This window comes from Nocardioides asiaticus (assembly GCF_040049175.1).
Lineage (GTDB): Bacteria > Actinomycetota > Actinomycetes > Propionibacteriales > Nocardioidaceae > Nocardioides > Nocardioides cheoyonin.
This window is the reverse complement of the sequence record NZ_JBDZDM010000003.1, coordinates 248,907-266,939: the sequence shown is the minus strand read 5'-3', so window position 1 is coordinate 266,939 and position 18,033 is coordinate 248,907. Positions and strand designations below refer to the sequence as shown.

The 18,033-nt window shown below is 73.4% G+C and carries 17 protein-coding genes and 1 pseudogene; 16 read left to right on the top strand and 2 right to left on the bottom strand.

What is annotated here, in order from left to right:
• Window position 1 precedes the first annotated feature (1 nt).
• From ABLE53_RS11860 to ABLE53_RS11825, 8 genes are all read left to right on the top strand, one after another.
• Window positions 2–832: an IclR family transcriptional regulator gene (locus ABLE53_RS11860; protein WP_348859138.1), complete on the top strand. Its 831-nt coding sequence runs from the start codon at window positions 2–4 to the stop codon at window positions 830–832.
• Window positions 833–889: 57 nt separating this feature from the next.
• Window positions 890–1,390, top strand: coding sequence for a MaoC/PaaZ C-terminal domain-containing protein (locus tag ABLE53_RS11855; protein ID WP_348859137.1), 501 nt, complete (start codon window positions 890–892; stop codon window positions 1,388–1,390).
• On the top strand, window positions 1,387–3,018 hold the full coding sequence (locus ABLE53_RS11850; protein ID WP_348859136.1) for a class I adenylate-forming enzyme family protein: 1,632 nt from the start codon (window positions 1,387–1,389) through the stop codon (window positions 3,016–3,018). Before ABLE53_RS11855 ends, ABLE53_RS11850 begins: the two co-directional genes overlap by 4 nt.
• The gene (locus ABLE53_RS11845) at window positions 3,015–4,160 is read left to right on the top strand and encodes a thiolase family protein (protein WP_348859135.1); all 1,146 of its coding nucleotides are present in this window, start codon (window positions 3,015–3,017) and stop codon (window positions 4,158–4,160) included. The genes ABLE53_RS11850 and ABLE53_RS11845 overlap by 4 nt, the downstream gene beginning before the upstream one ends.
• On the top strand, window positions 4,157–4,498 hold the full coding sequence (locus ABLE53_RS11840; protein WP_348859134.1) for a Zn-ribbon domain-containing OB-fold protein: 342 nt from the start codon (window positions 4,157–4,159) through the stop codon (window positions 4,496–4,498). Before ABLE53_RS11845 ends, ABLE53_RS11840 begins: the two co-directional genes overlap by 4 nt.
• A 1-nt stretch (window position 4,499) precedes the next feature.
• Window positions 4,500–5,591, top strand: a complete 1,092-nt coding sequence (locus ABLE53_RS11835) for an NAD-dependent epimerase/dehydratase family protein (RefSeq protein WP_348859133.1) — start codon at window positions 4,500–4,502, stop codon at window positions 5,589–5,591.
• A gap of 110 nt (window positions 5,592–5,701) precedes the next feature.
• On the top strand, window positions 5,702–7,066 hold the full coding sequence (locus tag ABLE53_RS11830) for a cytochrome ubiquinol oxidase subunit I (protein ID WP_348859132.1): 1,365 nt from the start codon (window positions 5,702–5,704) through the stop codon (window positions 7,064–7,066).
• The gene (locus tag ABLE53_RS11825; protein ID WP_348859131.1) at window positions 7,063–8,103 is read left to right on the top strand and encodes a cytochrome d ubiquinol oxidase subunit II; all 1,041 of its coding nucleotides are present in this window, start codon (window positions 7,063–7,065) and stop codon (window positions 8,101–8,103) included. Before ABLE53_RS11830 ends, ABLE53_RS11825 begins: the two co-directional genes overlap by 4 nt.
• A 2-nt stretch (window positions 8,104–8,105) precedes the next feature.
• Here ABLE53_RS11825 and ABLE53_RS11820 read toward each other — a convergent pair whose 3' ends face one another.
• The gene (locus ABLE53_RS11820; protein ID WP_348859130.1) at window positions 8,106–8,915 is read right to left on the bottom strand and encodes an IclR family transcriptional regulator; all 810 of its coding nucleotides are present in this window, start codon (window positions 8,913–8,915) and stop codon (window positions 8,106–8,108) included.
• A 151-nt stretch (window positions 8,916–9,066) separates the two neighbouring features.
• On the opposite strand from ABLE53_RS11820, the gene ABLE53_RS11815 reads away from it, so the two are divergent.
• The 6 genes and pseudogenes from ABLE53_RS11815 (at window position 9,067) to ABLE53_RS11790 (ending at window position 14,858) form a co-directional block, all read left to right on the top strand.
• Window positions 9,067–9,912, top strand: a complete 846-nt coding sequence (locus ABLE53_RS11815) for an MIP/aquaporin family protein (RefSeq protein WP_348859129.1) — start codon at window positions 9,067–9,069, stop codon at window positions 9,910–9,912.
• Complete coding sequence (gene dhaK / locus ABLE53_RS11810; RefSeq protein ID WP_348859128.1) at window positions 9,909–10,901, top strand: dihydroxyacetone kinase subunit DhaK; 993 nt, start codon at window positions 9,909–9,911, stop codon at window positions 10,899–10,901. The genes ABLE53_RS11815 and dhaK overlap by 4 nt, the downstream gene beginning before the upstream one ends.
• Before the next feature lie 14 nt (window positions 10,902–10,915).
• The gene (dhaL, locus tag ABLE53_RS11805; protein ID WP_348859127.1) at window positions 10,916–11,554 is read left to right on the top strand and encodes a dihydroxyacetone kinase subunit DhaL; all 639 of its coding nucleotides are present in this window, start codon (window positions 10,916–10,918) and stop codon (window positions 11,552–11,554) included.
• Window positions 11,551–11,949 (top strand): annotated as a pseudogene (gene dhaM / locus ABLE53_RS11800) (dihydroxyacetone kinase phosphoryl donor subunit DhaM); the annotation flags it as partial. The gene dhaL and the pseudogene dhaM, both read left to right, overlap by 4 nt.
• 9 nt (window positions 11,950–11,958) lie before the next feature.
• Window positions 11,959–13,968: a phosphoenolpyruvate--protein phosphotransferase gene (gene ptsP, locus ABLE53_RS11795; RefSeq protein ID WP_348859785.1), complete on the top strand. Its 2,010-nt coding sequence runs from the start codon at window positions 11,959–11,961 to the stop codon at window positions 13,966–13,968.
• A gap of 143 nt (window positions 13,969–14,111) precedes the next feature.
• Window positions 14,112–14,858, top strand: a complete 747-nt coding sequence (locus tag ABLE53_RS11790; RefSeq protein WP_348859126.1) for a hypothetical protein — start codon at window positions 14,112–14,114, stop codon at window positions 14,856–14,858.
• Between the two features lie 57 nt (window positions 14,859–14,915).
• On the opposite strand, the gene ABLE53_RS11785 is transcribed toward ABLE53_RS11790, so the two are convergent.
• The gene (locus ABLE53_RS11785; RefSeq protein WP_348859125.1) at window positions 14,916–15,320 is read right to left on the bottom strand and encodes a ChaB family protein; all 405 of its coding nucleotides are present in this window, start codon (window positions 15,318–15,320) and stop codon (window positions 14,916–14,918) included.
• A 109-nt stretch (window positions 15,321–15,429) separates the two neighbouring features.
• Here ABLE53_RS11785 and ABLE53_RS11780 point away from each other — a divergent pair, with 109 nt between their 5' ends.
• Window positions 15,430–16,380 (top strand): 1-phosphofructokinase family hexose kinase, encoded by a 951-nt coding sequence (locus tag ABLE53_RS11780; RefSeq protein WP_348859124.1) that lies wholly within the window; start codon window positions 15,430–15,432, stop codon window positions 16,378–16,380.
• Between the two features lie 29 nt (window positions 16,381–16,409).
• Entirely contained in the window at window positions 16,410–17,993 is a 1,584-nt protein-coding gene (locus tag ABLE53_RS11775) for a non-homologous end-joining DNA ligase LigD (protein WP_348859123.1), read from the top strand.
• Window positions 17,994–18,033 lie beyond the last annotated feature (40 nt).

Below are 18,033 nucleotides of genomic sequence, written 5' to 3'. Positions count from 1 at the left end.
AGTGATCAAGAGGTTCAAATATGAACCGCTCGCAGCCGTCATGGGGGACGTCGTGGAGCAGCGCTACATCGCACCGTCGGTCGACACAGCAGCCCGGGTGCTCGCGTTGCTCTCCCGCTACCGGACCCGCACGTCCACGCTGTCCGAGATCACCGCCGCGCTCGACGTCTCGAAGGCGACCTGCCTGCGCGTGCTGAAGACCCTCGAGACGCACGGCCTGGTGAGCTTCGACCCGCAGACGAAGCGCTACTCGCTCGGCTACTACTGCGTCGTGCTCGGGTCCCGTGCCGAGGAGGGCCTCGACTACCTCCAGCTGGTCACGCCGCTGCTCCGCCACGCCACCGGGCTGACCGGGCTCACCTCGGCGTTCGTCCAGCGGGTCTCGGCAGACCGAATGATGTACGTCGCCAAGGTCGAGGGCGACGCCAATGCCGGGATCAACGTGTCCGTCGGCAACCGCTTCCCGATCACCGAGGTGTCCTACGGCACCTGGGTGGTCGCGTACGCCGACGAGCCCGAGCGCGAGCGGATCCTCGCCGGCGGGCTGCGCGCCGTGACGCCCCGCACCGTGACCGACCCCGCGGCGTACCTCCGTCGCGCGGAGCGCGCCCTCTCCGAGGGCGTGCTGGTCTCGCAGTCGGAGTACGTCCTGGGTGTCACCGCGGTCTCCTGCCCGGTGCTCGACGTACGTCGCGACCTCGTCGGCGTCCTCACCGTCCTCGGACTCACCGAGGCCCTGCAGGGACAGGCGCTCGAGACCGTGGTCGGCCACATGCGCGACGTGTGCGCCAGGGCCCGGTTCGACGACAACCAGCCCGAGCAGACCGCCTGAGCACAGACCGCCTGACCGCAGACCGATTGAGCAGAGCACGTGAGGAGAGGAGTCGAGATGGCCTTGTACTTCGAGGACTTCGAGGAGGGGCAGACGTTCGTCACGCCTGCCCGCACCGTGACCGAGGCGGACGTGGTGTCGTTCGCCGCCTGGACCGGTGACTACAACCCGGTCCACACCGACGCGGAGTTCGCCCGCGGGACGAGGTTCGGACAGCGGATCGGTCACGGGGTCCTCGGGGTGTCGCTGTGCCTAGGCCTGATGTCCCGGATCGGGGTCTTCGAGGGCAGCGCCGTCGCGCTCCTCGGCATCGACGACTGGCGCTTCCGGCTGCCGCTGCTCATCGACGACACGGTGCACTGCCGCATCACGATCGTCGGGACCCGGCTGACCAGCAGCGGCACCACCGGAGTACTCCAGCGCCGCTTCGAGCTCGTCAACCAGCGCGGCGAGGTGCTCCAGGACGGCCGGATGGACGTGATGGTGTACTGCCGCGGCCAGGGGCCGCAGGCGCAGAGCGACGGGCACGACGGCGCGCTCACCGGGACCGAGCGGTGACCGCGACGACCCAGCCGGCGCAGCCGGCGCCCGCCGTACCCTTCGAGCCGCTGCCGCCGGCGGACCCGGGCCTCGGCACGCGCACGCTGGCCCACGTGCTCCTGCGCGCGGCGCGCGAGCACCCCGACACGGTGGCCGTGTCGGTCGAGGGCGAGCCCGCGGTCACGTACGCCGAGCTGCTCGACCGCGCCCGCGGGCTCGCCGCCTCGCTCGAGCGGCGCGCACCTCAGGCGCGCCACGTCGGCCTGCTGCTCCCGAACGGCGCGGCCTTCGTCGTGGGCCTGTACGCCGCCGCCCTCGCCCGCCGCACCGCGGTGCTGCTCAACCCCCGCCTGCGCGATCCGGAGCTCGTCTACCAGGTGGGGCAGTCGCAGGTCGGCGTACTCATCGCGGCAGACGCGCCCGGCCGGCCGCTCGCATCGCTCTTCCCCGCGCTGGAGAAGGACCACGTCGATCCTGCCGTGATCTGGGCCGGCTCCGGGACGCCACCCACGGGTGAGCCGCTCGAGGACTGGCTGGCGGATGTCCCCGAACCTGCCGCCGGTCCGGGCGACCTCCCCGACGAGGAGGACGTCGCCGTCATCATCTACACCTCGGGCAGCACCGCGCTGCCCAAGGGCGTGATGCTCCGCCACCGCTCGGTCGTGCGCAACGCCGAGGTGGTCGCCGAACGGTTCGGGGCGACGGACCGGGACCGGGTCTTCTCTGCGGGCCCGTTCTTCCACTCCGGAGGCCTCACCATGCAGCTCGTCCTCGCGGCGCTGGTCGGCGCGCCGGCGTACTCCGTCGCCGCCTTCGACCCCACCACCGTCCTCGACATCGTCGAGCGGGAGCAGATCACCCTCTACAGCGGCATCGAGACCCTCTTCCTGAGACTGACCGAGGCCCGAGGGTTCGCCAGGGAGCGGCTGGCCTCCGTGCGCTCCGGATGGACGACCGGCACACCGGCGATCCTGCACGCCATCGCCGACGAGGTCGGGATCCCGGGCGTCATCTGCATCTACGGCATCAGCGAGGCGGCACCGAACGTCACGATGTCACCGGCCGACGACACGCCCGAGCACCGGCTCGAGACGGTGGGCCGGCCCCAGGACGGCACCGAGGTGCGGCTCCTCGACCCGGTGACCGGCGAGGACGTCGGCATCGGCAGGCCCGGCGAGATTGCCGTCCGCAGCTACGGCGTGATGGCCGGCTACTGGGACAAGCCCGCCGAGACCGCCGAGGCGCTCGCCGGCGGCTGGCTCCACACCGGCGACCTGGCGGTACGGCGGCCGGACGGCTACCTGTCCTTCGCGGGCAGGATCAAGGACATCGTGCGGGTGGGCGGCGAGAACGTCTCCTGCTCCGAGGTCGAGAACGCCCTCTACGGCCTCGGCGGCATCGAGCTGGCCTCGGTCATCCCGGTGGACGACGGCGCCCGCGGGCAGCGGGTCGTCGCAGCGGTGCGGATGGCGGAGGGCGCCCCCTTCGACGAGGACGGGATGATCGCCGCCCTGCGCGGCCGGCTGGCGGGCTACAAGGTGCCGAGCCGGATCGTGCACGTGCCGCAGATGCCGCTCACCGAGAGCGGCAAGGTGGTCAAGCGTCGCCTGGCCGAGGTCGTCGAGCCACTGCTGGGCCAGCGGTGACCGGCTGGATCTCCGGCGCGGCCGTCACCGCCTTCGGCCGGGACCCGCGGCACGACGCGGTCGGCTGGCAGGAGGAGGCGGCGTACGCCGCACTGGCCGACGCCGGGCTCGACGTCGCAGCCGTGGACGGGATGCTGGTGGGCTACGCCACGACGCTCGGCCACCTGATGCCGGCCGACCTGCTCGCTCAGCGCCTCGGCGTACGCCCGGCGGTCGCGTTCGGGGTGAGCTCCGGCGGCGCGACGGGGCTGACGATGGTGGCGACCGCGTCGCAGCTGGTCGCGAGCGGCGCGGCGGAGCGGGTGCTCGTCGTCGCGGGCGAGGACCGCCGCAGCGGGCAGTCCACGCAGACCTCGACGGAGGCGCTGGCCCAGGTCGGCCACCGTGAGCTGGAGGTGCCGCTCGGAGCGACGGTGCCGGCGTACTACGCGCTGCTCGCCTCGGCGTACCTCCACCGTCACGGTCTGCTCCCGGAGAAGGGGCTGGCGCCCCTCGCGGTGCAGATGCGGGCCCACGCGGGCGCCCACGAGGGTGCCCACCTGCGGACCCCGATCACGATCGACGACGTCCTGCAGTCGCGGCGGGTCGCCGACCCGCTCCGCCTGCTGGACTGCTGTCCGGTGTCCGACGGCGGTGCGGCGGTCGTCGTCACCCGTACGCCGGCCGGTCCCCGCGCGGTCCGGCTGGCGGGCACCGGACAGGCCCACCTCCACCAGCACCTGTGCGAGCTCGACCTCGACGACACCGGCGCGCGCCGCTCGGCCGCGGCCGCCCTCGACGAGGCCGGCCGCACGCTCGCCGAGGTCGACCTGCTAGGCGTCTACGACAGCTTCACCGTCACGCTGGCGATGCTGCTCGAGGAGATCGGCGTCAGCGCGCCCGGTCAGGCGGGCGCCGACGCATCCGCGGGCCGCTTCGACCGGACCGGCCCGAGGCCGCTCAACACCCACGGCGGACTGCTCTCCTACGGTCACTGCGGCGTGGCCGGCGGGATGGCCCACCTGGTGGAGGCGGTCACCCAGCTGCGCGGCGAGGGCGGGGTCCGCCAGGTCCCCGGCGGGCCACGGCTCGGGCTGGTCCACGCCGACGGCGGGATCCTCTCGGCCCACGCCAGTCTCGTCCTCGAGGGAGCCGGCGCGTGACCGGCGCAGACGACTGGACGAGCGGCACGCCGGCGCTGCTGCTGCACACGTGCGCCGACTGCTCCGCGCGCTGGTACGTCCCACGCTCGCGCTGCCCGGCCTGCGGCAGCCCCGGCGTACGCGCCCTCGAGCCGGCCGGGACCGGCACCACCGTCGCCGTCACCTGTCTCCCCGGCGAGGGCGGCGAGATCCGGCTCGCGCTCGTCGACCTCGACGAGGAGGTGCGTGTCCTCGGCCGCACCGTCGCGGACGTGATGCCGGGCGATCGGGTGGCGCTGAGCTTCCCCACCACGCCTCCGCAACCCTGGTTCGAACCCGTCACCGGCGAGGAGCTCTGACATGACGGTCCTGGTGGTCGGCGCCAGCGGATTGATCGGCACCGCCGCCGTCGAGCGCTTCCTCGCCGACGGTCAGGAGGTGGTCGCGCTCTCCCGACGCCCGCCGGCTCTCGGGCCGGACGTGGACGACGCCGCCGTCCGCCACGTCCCGCTCGACCTCCGTGACGCCGAGGCGTGCGCGGACGCCGTACGCCGCCTCCCGGCCGTCGAGCGGCTCGTCTTCGCCGCCGTCCACGAGACGCCCGGTCTCGTCGCAGGCTGGAAGGACGCGGCCCAGATGGAGACAAACCTGGCCATGCTCGGCAACGTGCTCGAACCGGTCGCCGCCCGCGGCAGCCTGAAGCACGTCTCGCTCATGCAGGGCACGAAGGCGTACGGCGTGCTGCACCACCGCGTGCCCGTCCCCGCCCGCGAGTCCCACCCGCGCGACCGGCAGGCGAACTTCTACTGGCTGCAGGAGGACCATGTCCGCGCCGCGGCCACCCGGCACGGGTTCCACTGGACGATCCTGCGGCCGCCGCTCGTGGTCGGTCCGAACCACGGCGTCGCGATGAACCTCGTCCCGGTCATCGGGGCGTACGCCGCGATCCGGGCCGAGCTCGGCCTCGGCCTCGGCTACCCGGGCGGACCGGGCTACGTCACCGAGGCCGTCGACGTACGCCTCCTCGCCGACGCCCTGCTCTGGGCCTCGTCGGCCCCAGAGGCCGCGGACGAGATCTTCAACGTGTCGAACGGCGAGGTCTTCAGCTGGCCCGATCTGTGGCCGGCGATCGTCGCGGCCCTGGGCGCCGAGGCCGCCGCGCCGGAGCCGGTTCGCCTCGCGGAGTGGCTGCCCGCCCAGGAGGAGGTCTGGCGACGAGTCCTCCAGCGGCACCGTCTACGGCCGCTCGCACTGGCCGAGCTGCTCGGGGAGTCGCACCACTACGCGGACTTCCACTTCGCTACCGGCGCCCGCCGCCCGCTCGACCCGGTCGTGGCGAGCACGGTGAAGATCCACCGGGCTGGGTTCACCGGTGTCATGAACACCGAGGAGACCTTCGCCCACTGGCTGGGCACGCTCGCCGAGCGCGGCGTACTCCCGCCGCTGACCTGACCCGGGATCGTTGTCCCCGGCAGGTACCGGCGGCGCCCAGTGGGTACCCGGTCCATCGGGCCCTGGCGTCGCTGGGACGGTCGCGGGGCCGCGTCGCCGAGGAGGTGTCCGTGTTTCCTTTGCTCGCCGAGCCGGCAGGGCTGCTGCCCGCACGGGAGCAGATGGCGCTCTCGCTGGGCTGGCACATCATCCTGGCCGCCTTCGGCGTGGCGTTCCCGGCGATCATCTTCGTGGTGCACCGGCGCGGCCTCCGCGGTGACGCGGTGGCACTGCGGCTGGCGAAGCGCTGGTCGAAGGTCGCCGCGGTGCTGTTCGCGATCGGCGCGGTCTCGGGGACGGTCCTCAGCTTCGAGATGGGGCTGCTGTGGCCGGGGCTGATGGGGCGCTTCGGGGACGTGCTCGGACTGCCGTTCGCGTTCGAGGGCCTGTCGTTCTTCACCGAGGCCATCTTCCTGGGCATCTACCTCTACGGCTGGGACCGACTGCCCGCCCGACTGCACCTGTGGTGCCTGCTGCCGATGATGGCCGCCGGGGTCTTCGGCAGCTACTGCGTCATCGCCGTCAACGCGTGGATGAACATGCCGACCGGCTTCGCGCTGACCTCTTCCGGCAAGGTCACCGACGTCCACCCCTGGCACGCGATGTTCAACGGCCGGGCCTTCCTGCAGTTCGCCCACATGTGGCTGGGGGCGTACATGCTCGTCGGCTTCGTCGTCGCCGCCGTGTACGCCGCCGGTCGGCTGCGCGGTCGCGACGACGCCCACCACCGGCTCGGCCTCGCCGTCCCCCTGCGGTTCGCGTCGGTCGCGGCGATCCTGCAGCCGGTGGTCGGCCACATCCTCGGGATGGCCCTCGGCGACATCCAGCCGTCCAAGCTCGCGGCCTTCGAGCTCGCCACCACGACCGAGCAGCCGGCGCCGCTGCGCATCGGCGGGCTGCTGATCAACGGCAGGGCCGAGGGCTACCTCGAGATTCCGAAGTGGGGCTCCTTCATCGCCCGAGGCTCCTTCAGCAAGCCGGTCCGCGGCCTCGACACCTTCTCGCCCGACGACCTGCCGCCGGTCAACACCACCCACGTCGCGTTCCAGTCGATGGTCGGCATCGGCACCCTGCTGGCCGTCGCGGTCGTCGTCTACTGGGCCCTCCGCTGGCGCGGCCGCGACCTCGCCGAGCGACGCTGGGCGCAGCGATGCCTGGTCGCCGCGGGGCCGCTCGCCGTGGTCGCCCTCGAGAGCGGCTGGGTCGCCACCGAGGTCGGGCGGCAGCCGTGGACCGTCTTCGGCGTCCTGCGCACCGTCGACGCCGCCGGCGACAACCCGGGCCTGTGGTGGGTGTTCTCCGGCGTCGCGGTCGTCTACCTCGGCATGACCGTGGGCGCGTGGGTGGTGCTGCGCTCGATGGCCCGCCGCTGGCGCACAGGCGAGGAGGAGCTGCCCAGCCCATACGGTCCTGCGCCCGAGGAGGTGCACCGGTGAGCCTCGAGATCGCGGTCGCCGCAGCGCTCTTCGTCGGCGTACTCGCCTATGCGCTCTTCGGCGGAGCCGACTTCGGCTCCGGCTTCTTCGACCTGACCGCCGGCGGCGCGGCGCGGGGGGCGGCGCTGCGCAGCCAGGTGGACCACAGCATCGGGCCGGTATGGGAGGCCAACCACGTGTGGCTGATCTTCTGCCTCGTCACGTGGTGGACCGGCTTCCCCTCCTCCTTCGCGGCCGTGATGACGACCCTGTTCGTGCCGCTGGTCCTCGCCCTGGCCGGGATCGTGCTGCGCGGCGCGGCGTTCGCCTTCCGCAAGTACGCGCCGTCGATCGGCCAGGCCAGGGTGTACGGCGCCGTCTTCGCCGGCTCCTCGCTCATCACTCCCTTCTTCCTCGGGGCTGTCGCCGGCGCCATCGCCTCGGGGCGGATCCCGGCCGCGGGGTACGGCGACCGGTGGAGCTCCTGGCTCCATCCCACGTCGATCTTCGGCGGCCTCATCGCGGTCGGCACCTGCGCCTTCCTCGCCGGCGTGTTCCTGTGCGCCGACGCCGAGCGGGGCGCGCATGCGCGACTGGTCGCCATCCTGCGACGGCGGACCCTGGCCGTGGGCGTCGTGACCGGTGTCCTGGTGTTCGCCGCGCTCGTCCCCATCCAGCACGACGCACCGACCCTGGCTCACGGCCTGGAGCACCAGGCCGCTCCACTGATCGTCGTCTCCGGGGTCACGGGCCTGCTGACGCTGGTGCTCCTGTGGCGGCGACGCTTCCGCATCGCCCGCCTCTCGGCCGTCGTGGCCGTGGCCACGGTCATCTCCGGGTGGGGCGTCGGCCAGTACCCGTGGCTGCTGGTCGACCAGGTCCGCATCGCCGACGCCGGCGGCGCCCACGCGACCCTGGTCGGGCTCCTCGTCGCGGTCGGCTGCGCCGCGGTCGTCGTCCTCCCGCCGCTGGCGGCGCTGCTGTGGTTCACCCAGTCCGGTGCCACAGAGGAGGGCACGAACGGCCGGAGGCGCCGTCCGAACGCCGGGACCGGATGACCTCAGGCGGGGCGCAGCCGGCGCCGGCGGGTGCCCATGGCGGAGGCGCGCGGGGCGTCGCCCTTGGGCGGCCAGGAGGTGGCGCCCAGCTCGCGCGAGACGCGCCGGGCGGCGGAGCGGAGGGCGTTGACCATGGCCGGAGCGAGCGGCCACTCGTCGGTCGTGGCGACCAGCCCGATGGCGCCGACGGCGCCGCCGAGCCGGTCGGTGAGTACGGCGGCCACACCGCACTCCCCCAGCACCGCCTCCTCGACCTCGGTGGCGATGCCGGTGGCGCGGGCCTCGTCCAGCTGGGTCCGGAGCACGCCGGCGTCGGTGACCGTCTCGCCGGTCATCGCCTCCAGCGGGCCGCCGCCGAGGATCGCCTCCGCGGCGTCCTCGTCGTAGGCGGCGATGGCCTTGCCGAGCGACGAGGCGTGGGCGGGGATGACGATGCCGACCTCGGGCATCTGCCGCGAGCCGTCGGGACGCGGCTCGTGGTGGACCACGACGACGTCGTCGACGAGCATCACGGCGGTGCGTACGGCGAGGCCGGTCCTCCGGGCGAGGTCCTCGGCCCAGACGGTCACCCGGGAGCGAAGCTCGAGGGTGTCGAGATAGACGTTGCCGAGCGTGAGCACCGCCGGGCCGAGGCGGTAGTGGCCGGAGTCGTGCTCCTGCACCACCATCCGGTGCGCCAGCAGGGTGCGGACGATGCCGTGGACGGTCGAGGCGGGGAGGTCGAGCCGTTGGGCGATCTCGCCGAGCGTGAGCCGGTGGTCGCCCTGCAGGACGGCGAGGATCCGCAGTGCACGGTCGACCGACTGGATCACGGCACGTCCCCCTCTTGTGTCCTACGTCACATCGGCGTAGCGTCCGATCAACATTCGACATCGTCGAATGGACTTCGATCATACACAGCGGCGCCGTGTGCGGGAGCTTGGGAATCGGGGCACGGCGCCGGGGACGCCCCAGGGAGCACCCATGTCAGCACCCACCACAACGCAGAGGCTCGCCTCCGAAGCCATCGGCACCGCGTTCCTCGTCTTCATCGGCGTCGGGTCGGTCCCGGCGACCTTCATCCTCAACGGCGAGGCGCCGTTCACCATGGCCGACCTCGGCATGATCTCGCTCGCGTTCGGCACCATCGTCGTGGCGACGGTCTACGCCCTCGGTCACATCAGCGGCAACCACATCAACCCCGCGATCACGCTGGGCCTCGCGATCACCGGGAAGTTCCCGTGGCGCGACGTCCCGGCCTATCTCGCTGCCCAGCTGGTCGGCGCGGTCGTCGGAGCTGCGGCGATCCTCGCCGTGCTCGGGCAGCGGGCCAGCGACGTCGGACTCGGGGTGGCGTCGTACGCCGATCCGACCACCTGGGGGCACGCCTTCGCCGCCGAGTTCGTGGGGACGTTCATCCTCGTCTTCACGGTCTTCGGCGTGATCCACAAGATGTCCTCGCCCGGCTTCGCCGGCCTCGCCATCGGTCTGGTCGTCTTCGCCGCGATCATCCCGGTCGCACCCGCCACCAGCGCTGCCATCAACCCTGCCCGCGTCTTCGGCCCGATGCTCGTCCAAGAGCTCGCCGGCGGCGACGTGAAGTGGGGCCAGCTGCCCGTCTACTGGGCCGCCGAGCTCGCCGCGGGCATCGCCGCCGCGCTGCTCTACGGCCTCCTCACCAGGGGTCTCGGCGACGACCCCGAGCCTGAGATCGCGGCGGCCGGGCAGCACCCCGTCGCCGCCATCGAGGACCTCCCCGCGCCCCGCGTCGAGGAGCCCAGCCCTACCACCAGCGCCACCACCTCCGCCGCGAAGGAGCACCGCCCATGAAGAAGCTGATCAACGCCCCCGCCGACGTCGTCACCGAGTCCCTTCTCGGAGTCGAGGCAGCCCACCCCGAGCTGCGGGTGGACCACCAGCACAAGGTCGTCGTACGCGGCGACGCTCCGCGCCAGGGAAAGGTCGGCCTCGTCTCGGGAGGCGGCTCCGGCCACGAGCCCCTGCACGGCGGGTTCGTCGGCGTCGGGATGCTCGACGCCGCCTGTGCCGGGGAGGTCTTCACCTCGCCCGTGCCCGACCAGATCGTCGCGGCGACCCAGGCCGTGGACGGCGGCGCCGGCGTACTCCACATCGTGAAGAACTACACCGGCGACGTCATGAACTTCGAGATGGCGGCCGAGCTGTGCGAGGGCACCGAGGTCGCGACCGTGGTGACCAACGACGACGTGGCCGTGCAGGACAGCCTCTACACCGTCGGCCGCAGGGGGGTCGGCGTCACGGTGCTGGTCGAGAAGATCGCCGGCGCCGCGGCGGAGGAGGGCCGCCCGCTCGCCGAGGTCGCCGCCGTCGCCCGCCGGGTGAACGACAACGGCCGCAGCATGGGGATGGCGCTCACGTCCTGCACGGTCCCGGCGGCCGGGCACCCGACGTTCGACCTCCCGGACGACGAGATGGAGCTCGGGATCGGGATCCACGGCGAGCCCGGCCGCCAGCGGGTGCCGCTCGCGCCGGCCGCCCAGATCGCGGAGCTGCTCGTCGACCCGATCCTCGACGACCACGACTTCCGCGGCAACGGCGGCGTCCTGGCGTTCGTCAACGGGATGGGCGGTACGCCGCTGATCGAGCTCTACCTGATGTACAACGAGGTCAGCCACCTGCTCGCCAAGGCGGGGGTCCCGGTGGCCCGCTCGCTGGTCGGCAACTACATCACCAGCCTCGACATGGCCGGCTGCTCGGTCACGATCCTCAAGCTCGACGACGAGCTGCTGCGGCTGTGGGACGCACCGGTGAGCACGCCGGCGCTGCGGTGGGGCGTGTGAGGGGGGAGGAAGCGATGATCGACGCAGCAGCGCTGCGCCGCTGGCTGGTCGCCTTCGCCGAGGAGGTCGCGGACAACCGCGACCTCCTCACCTCGCTCGACGCGGCGATCGGCGACGCCGACCACGGGATCAACATGGACCGGGGCATGACCGCCGTCGTCGCGGCCCTGCCGGAGCCGTCGGCCGACGCGCAGCCCGGGCCGCTGCTGAAGACGGCTGGCATGACGCTCGTCAGCACCGTCGGCGGGGCGAGCGGTCCGCTGTACGGCACCCTGTTCCTGCGGATGGCGCAGGCCGTCGGCGACAGCACCGAGCTCGCCCCGGACACGTGGGCCAAGGCGCTGCGGGCCGGACTCGAGGGTGTCGTCGCCCGCGGACGGGCGGAGGCCGGCGACAAGACGATGTACGACGCGCTGGCGCCCGCCTGCGACGCGCTCGAGGACGCGCTGGCCGACGGCGCGGGGCTGGCCGACGCGCTGGCCCGCGCGTCCGCAGCGGCCGACGCGGGCCGCGACGCGACGGTGCCGATGCTGGCGCGCAAGGGCCGGGCGTCCTACCTCGGCGAGCGCAGCGTCGGCCACCAGGACCCGGGCGCCACCTCGGTGGCGCTGCTCGTGGCCGCGGCCGCCCGGACGCTCGGGGACGGGGCGTGACCGGCCTGGTCGTGGTCTCGCACAGTCGCGCCCTCGCCGGTGCGGCGGTCGCGCTCGCGGAGGAGATGCTGCACAGCAGCGAGGTCAGGATCGCCGTCGCGGCCGGGCTGGACGGGCAGACGTTCGGCACCGACGCGACGGCGATCGCCTCGGCGCTCGGCGAGGCCGACGACGGCTCCGGGGTGGTCGTGCTGATGGATCTCGGCAGCGCGATCCTCTCCGCGGAGCTCGCCCTCGACCTCGTCGACCCCGGCCTCCGCGAGCGCACCGTCCTCTGCCCCGCCCCGCTCGTCGAGGGGCTGGTCGTCGCCGCGGTCGCGGCGGCGGGCGGCGCCTCTCCTGCCGAGGTCGCCGCCGAGGCCGCGGACGCGCTCGCCGCGAAGCAGCGCCAGCTCGGCGGCGCGGTGACGCACGCGCAGCCAGAGCCCACCGCCGGCGAGCCCACCGCAGCCGCCGAGTTCGTCGTGACCAACCCGCACGGCCTTCACGCGCGACCGGCCGCGCGGCTGGTCGAGGAGGCCAGGAGGTACGACGCCACGGTGCTGCTCCGCGAGGTCGACTCGGGCACCGGGCCGGTGCCCGCGTCGAGCCTCTCCCGGGTCGCGACCCTTGCGGCCGGCCAGGGGGCGCGGCTGGAGGTCTCCGCCTCCGGGCCGCAGGCGCAGCAGGCCGTGGACGCGGTCGTGGCGCTCGCAGGCGAGTCGTTCGGGGAGGCCGGCGTACCGGCTGCTCCCCCGCCCACCGTCCAGCCGACGGGCGGACCGCTCCCGGCGTCGCCGGGGATCGCGATCGGGCCGGTCGTGAAGCTCGAGGAGGCGCCGCCGGAACTGCCGGAGGGCGCTGCCGGCGACCCCGCCACGGAGCGGGAGCAGCTCGAGAGCGCGGTCAGCGCCGCGCGCGACGAGCTGCACCGGGTACGGGCCCGGGCGGCCCGCGAGGTGGGCGAGCAGGAGGCCCGGATCTTCGACGCCCAGCTCGCCCTGCTCGACGACCCCGACGTCCGCGCCGACGTCGACGCCGCCCTGGGAGCCGGCGCCTCCGCCGCGCGGGCGTGGGACTCGGCCCTCCGCCTCGTCGCGGAGACGTGGGAGCGGCTCCCGGACCCCTACCTGCAGGCGCGCGCGGCCGACGTGCGCGCCGTCGGTCGGCTGGTGCTGCGCCACCTCCTCGGCACCGCCGCAGCGACGGTCACCGGCTCGGGGATCCTGGTCGCGGAGGACCTGACGCCCGCCGAGGTGGCCGGCCTGGACGCCGCGGCCGTCAGGGGGATCGTGCTCGCCGGCGGCAGCCCCACCGGGCACGCCGCGATCCTCGCCCGGGCGCGGGGGCTGCCTGCCGTGGTCGCGGCCGGCGCCGCCGTACGCTCCCTCGTGGCGGGCACCACCCTCGCCCTCGACGGGACGACCGGCGAGGTCGAGGTCCATCCCTCCCCCGACGTCGTACGCCGTCTCGAGGAGCGCGCCGCGGCCGAGCGGACCCGCGCGGAGACCGCGCTGGCCGCCGCCCGGGCGCCGGCGGTCACCAGCGACGGGACCGAGGTGCTGGTGGGGGCCAACCTCGGCTCCGTCGCGGACGCGACGGCGGCCGGTGCCGCGGGCGCCGACGTTGCGGGACTCGTGCGGACGGAGTTCCTCTACCTCGGCCGGGACGAGGCGCCGAGCGTCGAGGAGCAGGTCGAGACCTACCGTGCGCTCGCCCGCGAGCTCGGCGGTCGGCGACTCACGCTGCGCACCCTCGACGTCGGCGGCGACAAGCCGCTCCCCTACGCGCCGCAGCCCGCCGAGGACAACCCGTTCCTCGGCGTCCGCGGCCTCCGGCTCGCGCTCGCCGAGCGCCGGCTTCTGCACGACCAGCTCGAGGCGGTGGCCGTCGTCGCGCGGGAGACGCCGATCAGCCTGATGTTCCCGATGGTGAGCACAGTCGACGAGCTCGCGGAGGCGCGCGAGCTGGTCGAGAAGGCGTTCGACGGCGCCGAACCGGAGGCGTTCGAGGTCGGGATCATGGTGGAGGTGCCGGCCGCCGCGCTGAAGACGGCGTCGTTCGCGCCGCACGTCGACTTCCTGAGCATCGGGACGAACGACCTGACGCAGTACGCCCTCGCGGCCGAGCGCGGCAACCCCGCCGTCGCGGGGATCGGCGACGCGCTGGACCCGGGTGTCCTCCGCCTCGTCCACGAGGTCTGCCACGGCGCCGGCGACGCGCTGGTCGCCGTCTGCGGCGAGCTGGCGGCTGACCCCGCTGCCGTCCCGCTGCTCGTTGCGCTCGGCGTGCGCGAGCTGTCCGCGGCGCCCGGCGCCGTACCCGTCGTCAAGGAGGCCGTACGCCGCAGCCGCGCCACGGACCCCGACCTCGTCCGGCGCTGCCTCACCGCCACCGGCCCGGCCGAGGTGCGGGCGATCCTCTCGGGCCACTGATCGATCGGCGCACGTCAGGGGCGCACACCACGGTGTGGGTTCGCCACGTCTTCTTTACCAAAGCCCGGACAGCGCCCTCCGTTCCGTCTCACACTGGTCCCGTGGCTCTGCTCGGGCTGCGAACCAATGCAAGAGAGACTGTGATGAACGACCAGCAGGGGCCGACCGGAGCCCCGAACCCGAATCCGATGACAGGGACGAACCAGGCGCCGATGGGCGCTCAGACCGGGCAAGCTCCCTGGGGTCCCCCGGCGGGCTGGATGCCGCCACCCCCACCGAGAAAGCGTTCCCGAAGGCTCGTCGTATCGCTGGTTGCCGTCGCCGTCCTCGTCATCGGCGCCGTCGGCGCCACCTCCGTCGTCGTTGTGAAGAACCACCAGGCAAAGGTTGACGCCCAGCATCGCAAGGAGGCGGCCGAGCGCCGCGCGGCGGCAGCCGCGAAGAAGAAGCGGCAAGAGAAGGCCGCGGCGCTCGCGGCCGCCCGTCGTGACTACCAAGCCTGCACGAGCCAGCTGAGTTCTCTGCAGGATGCGCTCTCTGGGATCGACGCCCGCCTTGACGTCGGACTACGCGAGGCGGAGATGTCGGACCTCGTCGGCGAGGCATCCGTCGCGTACAGCAAGATCGACGTCGACGCGCTCGGCACGGGCGTCTGTCTCAATGCCGGAGCGAAGCTGGAGACTTCGTTCAACCGCTACGTCGCCGCGGAGCAGCAGTGGAACGACTGCATCTCGGACCTGTACTGCGACACTGATTCGATCGAGCCCGATCTCCAGGCGAAGTGGCTCAAGGCGTCAACCGCTCTCGACCGCGCGGGTGATCTGCTCGACTCGCTCAACCCGGACGACCCCTCGTACGCCCCTGACACCACAGCAAGCGGGACGACATAGGCATTCAGTTCGCCTGATCGCAGTCGTCAGGCGACTGCGACCAGGGACACCGTTAACTCAGCTGCGTGACCTCGCCGTCTGGCGGCTGTTGGCCTTCTTGATCGCGTCGACGAGCTCCTTCTTGTTCATCTTGGAGCGGCCGGAGACGTCGAGCCTGCGCGCGACGTCCATGAGGTGCTCCTTGGACGCGTTCGCGTCGACGCCCTCGGCGGTCTTGCCGCCGCGGCGCGCAGGCGGACCGGACTTCGCGGCCTGCCGGTCGGAGGGTCCGCGCGACTCCTTGGCCTCCCAGTGGTCGCCGACCTTCTCGAAGCTGTGCTTGAGCGCGTCGTACGCCGTCTGATGGGCGCGCCGGCCCTCGCCGTACTGCTCCACGGCGGAGTCGTGCGCCTTGATCCAGGTCCGCTGGGCCTTCTCCGAGGACCGCTCGAGTGTGGACGGGAGCTCCTGCCTACCGGGCATCGGCCTCTCCTTCCGCTGCACAACTGTCTTGGGTCACGGGTAGAAGTACCCGGCTCCGCACCGCCGGATGCCCGTGCCGCCCCGCGCCGCGCCAACCGACGCTGGGGGTGTGACAGCACCGCTCGATCCCGTCCCTCGGGTCCTGACGCTCACGCTCAACCCCGCGCTCGACGAGTACATCACCGTGCCGCGCCTGGAGCCGGCCGTGAAGCTGCGGTGCGGCCAGCCGTTCTTCCACGCGGGGGGCGGCGGCATCAACGTCGCGCGGGCGCTCGCGGCGCTCGGCGAGCAGGTGCTGGCGGTCTTCCCGTCCGCCGGCCACCTCGGCCGATTCCTGGAGGAGCTGCTGGCGACCGAGGGCACGCCGTACGCCGCCGTGCCGATCGCCGGCGAGACGCGCCAGTCGCACAACGTGAGCGAGACCGGGACCGGCCGCGAGTACCGCTTCGTGCTCCCGGGCCCGCCGCTGCGGCCGCCCGACCAGCGCGCCTGCCTCGCCCGGCTGCAGGCTTGCGGAAGCGCGGACTTCCTGGTCCTCAGCGGCAGCCTGCCGCCGGGCGTCGAGCCCGGGTTCGTCCACGAGGTCGCGCGTACGGCGGAGTGCCTCGGAGCCCGGCTCGTCCTCGACACCTCCGGCCCGGCGCTGGCCGAGGCGAAGGGCGCGTACGTTGCGAAGCCGAGCCTCCGCGAGCTGCGCGAGCTCCTCGGGGAGCCGCTGGTGATGGAGCAGGAGCAGGTGCTCGGGGCCCGCCAGCTCATTGCCCGCGGGACCGCCGAGGTGATCGCGCTCTCCCGCGGCGAGCGGGGCCTGCTGCTCGTGACCGACGACCTCGCCGAGGAGATCCCTGCCATGGTCGGCCGCGTCCGCGGGACCGTCGGTGCCGGCGACGCGCTCGTGGCCGGCCTGCTCTTCGGCCTCGGCCGCGGCTGGGAGCTCGTCAGGGCCGGTCGCTTCGCCGTGGCCTGCAGCACCGCCACGCTCGGCGTCGACGGCACCGCCATGCTCGACCGCGACGTGGTGGCCCGGCTCAGCCCGGAGCTGCTGGAGATCGACGCCTGAGGCTGCGACCCGCGGGGCACAGTGGGGTCATGGCAGGCAAGCTGGCGGCGTACCGACGCAAGCGGCACTTCGACCGCACACCCGAGCCCGCCGGCGGCGAGGCCGGGCAGGGCGGGCCGGCACGGTTCGTCGTACAGCGCCACCGGGCCCGACGTCTCCACTACGACCTGCGGTTCGAGATCGACGGCGTGCTCGTGAGCTGGGCCGTCCCGAAGGGGCCGACGCTCGACCCCGACGCTCGCCGGCTGGCGGTCCACGTGGAGGACCACCCGCTTGAGTACCTCCACTTCGAGGGCGTCATCCCGTCGGGCGAGTACGGCGGGGGCGACGTCATCGTGTGGGACACCGGCACCTGGGAGCCGGTCCACACCGACGACCCAGCGGCCGCGGTCGAGAGCGGCGAGCTCCACGCCGAGGTGCACGGCGAGAAGCTCCGCGGCCGGCTCGTGCTCGTCCGCCGGTCCCAGGACGGCGGGGACGACTGGATGCTGCTGCACAAGCGCGACGAGTACGCCGTCGACGGCTGGGACCCGGAGGACCACCCCGCGTCGGTGCTGACCGGCCGCACCAACGAGCAGGTGCATGCGGACCCCGACCGCGAGTGGCACTCCGACGCGCCGGCCGCCGAGGCGGAGGTCTCGCTGCTGCCGGAGGGCTTCGACCACCCGGAGCTCGACGAGGCCGTCGAGCGGCTGGAGTCACTCGGCCGCGAGGGCACGTGGACCGTCCACCACCGCCGGCTCAAGGTCACCAACCTCGACAAGGTGCTCTTCCCCGGCCGCGAGGGCGAGCCGCCGGTCACCAAGCGCGAGCTGCTGGCGTACACCGCCCGGATCGCTCCCGTCGTGCTGCCCTACGTCGAGGGCCGCGCGCTCAACCTGCACCGCTACCCCGACGGCGCCGACCACGGTGGCTTCTGGCACAAGCAGCGCCCCGACCACGCGCCCTCGTGGCTCGGGCGCTGGGAGAACCCGGAGGCCGACGAGGGCGAGACCACGACCTACACCGTGGCCGACGAGCCGGCCGCGCTCGTCTGGGCGGCGAACTTCGGCGCGCTCGAGTGGCATCCGTGGACCTCGCTCACGAGCGCGATGCACGAGCCGACGTACGCCCTCGTCGACCTCGACCCCGGCGAGAGGACGTCGTGGGACGACCTGCTCGCCCTGGCGCGGCTGCACCGCACGGCGCTCGACCACCTCGGCGTACGCGGGCGGCCGAAGGTGACCGGGCGGCGCGGCATCCAGATCTGGATCCCGATCCGGCCGGGCTACACCTTCGACGACACCCGCGGATGGGTCGAGCGACTCTCGCGCACCGTCGGCAAGGTCGTGCCCGAGCTGGTCAGCTGGAAGTGGGAGAAGAAGGCCCGCGGCGGGAAGGCCCGGCTCGACTACACCCAGAACGCCGTGAACAAGACGCTCGTCGCGCCGTACTCGCCCCGGCCCGCGCCCGGCGCACCGGTCTCGGTGCCGATCTCGTGGGCCGAGCTCGAGGACCCGGACCTGCGCCCGGACCGCTGGACGATCCGTACGGTGCTCGACCGGCTGGCCGCCGTCGGCGACCCCTTCCGCGCAGTGCTCGACGACCCACAGGAGCTGCCGGAGATCGGGTGAGGACGGCTTCAGGCCGTGTCCTAGGATCGGAGGCGATCCG

What these genes read in the sequence shown, in the direction of transcription:
- ABLE53_RS11785 (WP_348859125.1), bottom strand. Translation starts at nt 15,320, where the DNA reads ATGCCCGGTAGGCAGGAGCTCCCGTCCACACTCGAGCGGTCCTCGGAG.
- ABLE53_RS11815 (WP_348859129.1), top strand. Translation starts at nt 9,067, where the DNA reads ATGTCAGCACCCACCACAACGCAGAGGCTCGCCTCCGAAGCCATCGGC.
- dhaK (WP_348859128.1), top strand. Translation starts at nt 9,909, where the DNA reads ATGAAGAAGCTGATCAACGCCCCCGCCGACGTCGTCACCGAGTCCCTT.
- dhaL (WP_348859127.1), top strand. Translation starts at nt 10,916, where the DNA reads ATGATCGACGCAGCAGCGCTGCGCCGCTGGCTGGTCGCCTTCGCCGAG.
- ABLE53_RS11790 (WP_348859126.1), top strand. Translation starts at nt 14,112, where the DNA reads ATGAACGACCAGCAGGGGCCGACCGGAGCCCCGAACCCGAATCCGATG.
- ABLE53_RS11855 (WP_348859137.1), top strand. Translation starts at nt 890, where the DNA reads ATGGCCTTGTACTTCGAGGACTTCGAGGAGGGGCAGACGTTCGTCACG.
- ABLE53_RS11835 (WP_348859133.1), top strand. Translation starts at nt 4,500, where the DNA reads ATGACGGTCCTGGTGGTCGGCGCCAGCGGATTGATCGGCACCGCCGCC.
- ABLE53_RS11775 (WP_348859123.1), top strand. Translation starts at nt 16,410, where the DNA reads ATGGCAGGCAAGCTGGCGGCGTACCGACGCAAGCGGCACTTCGACCGC.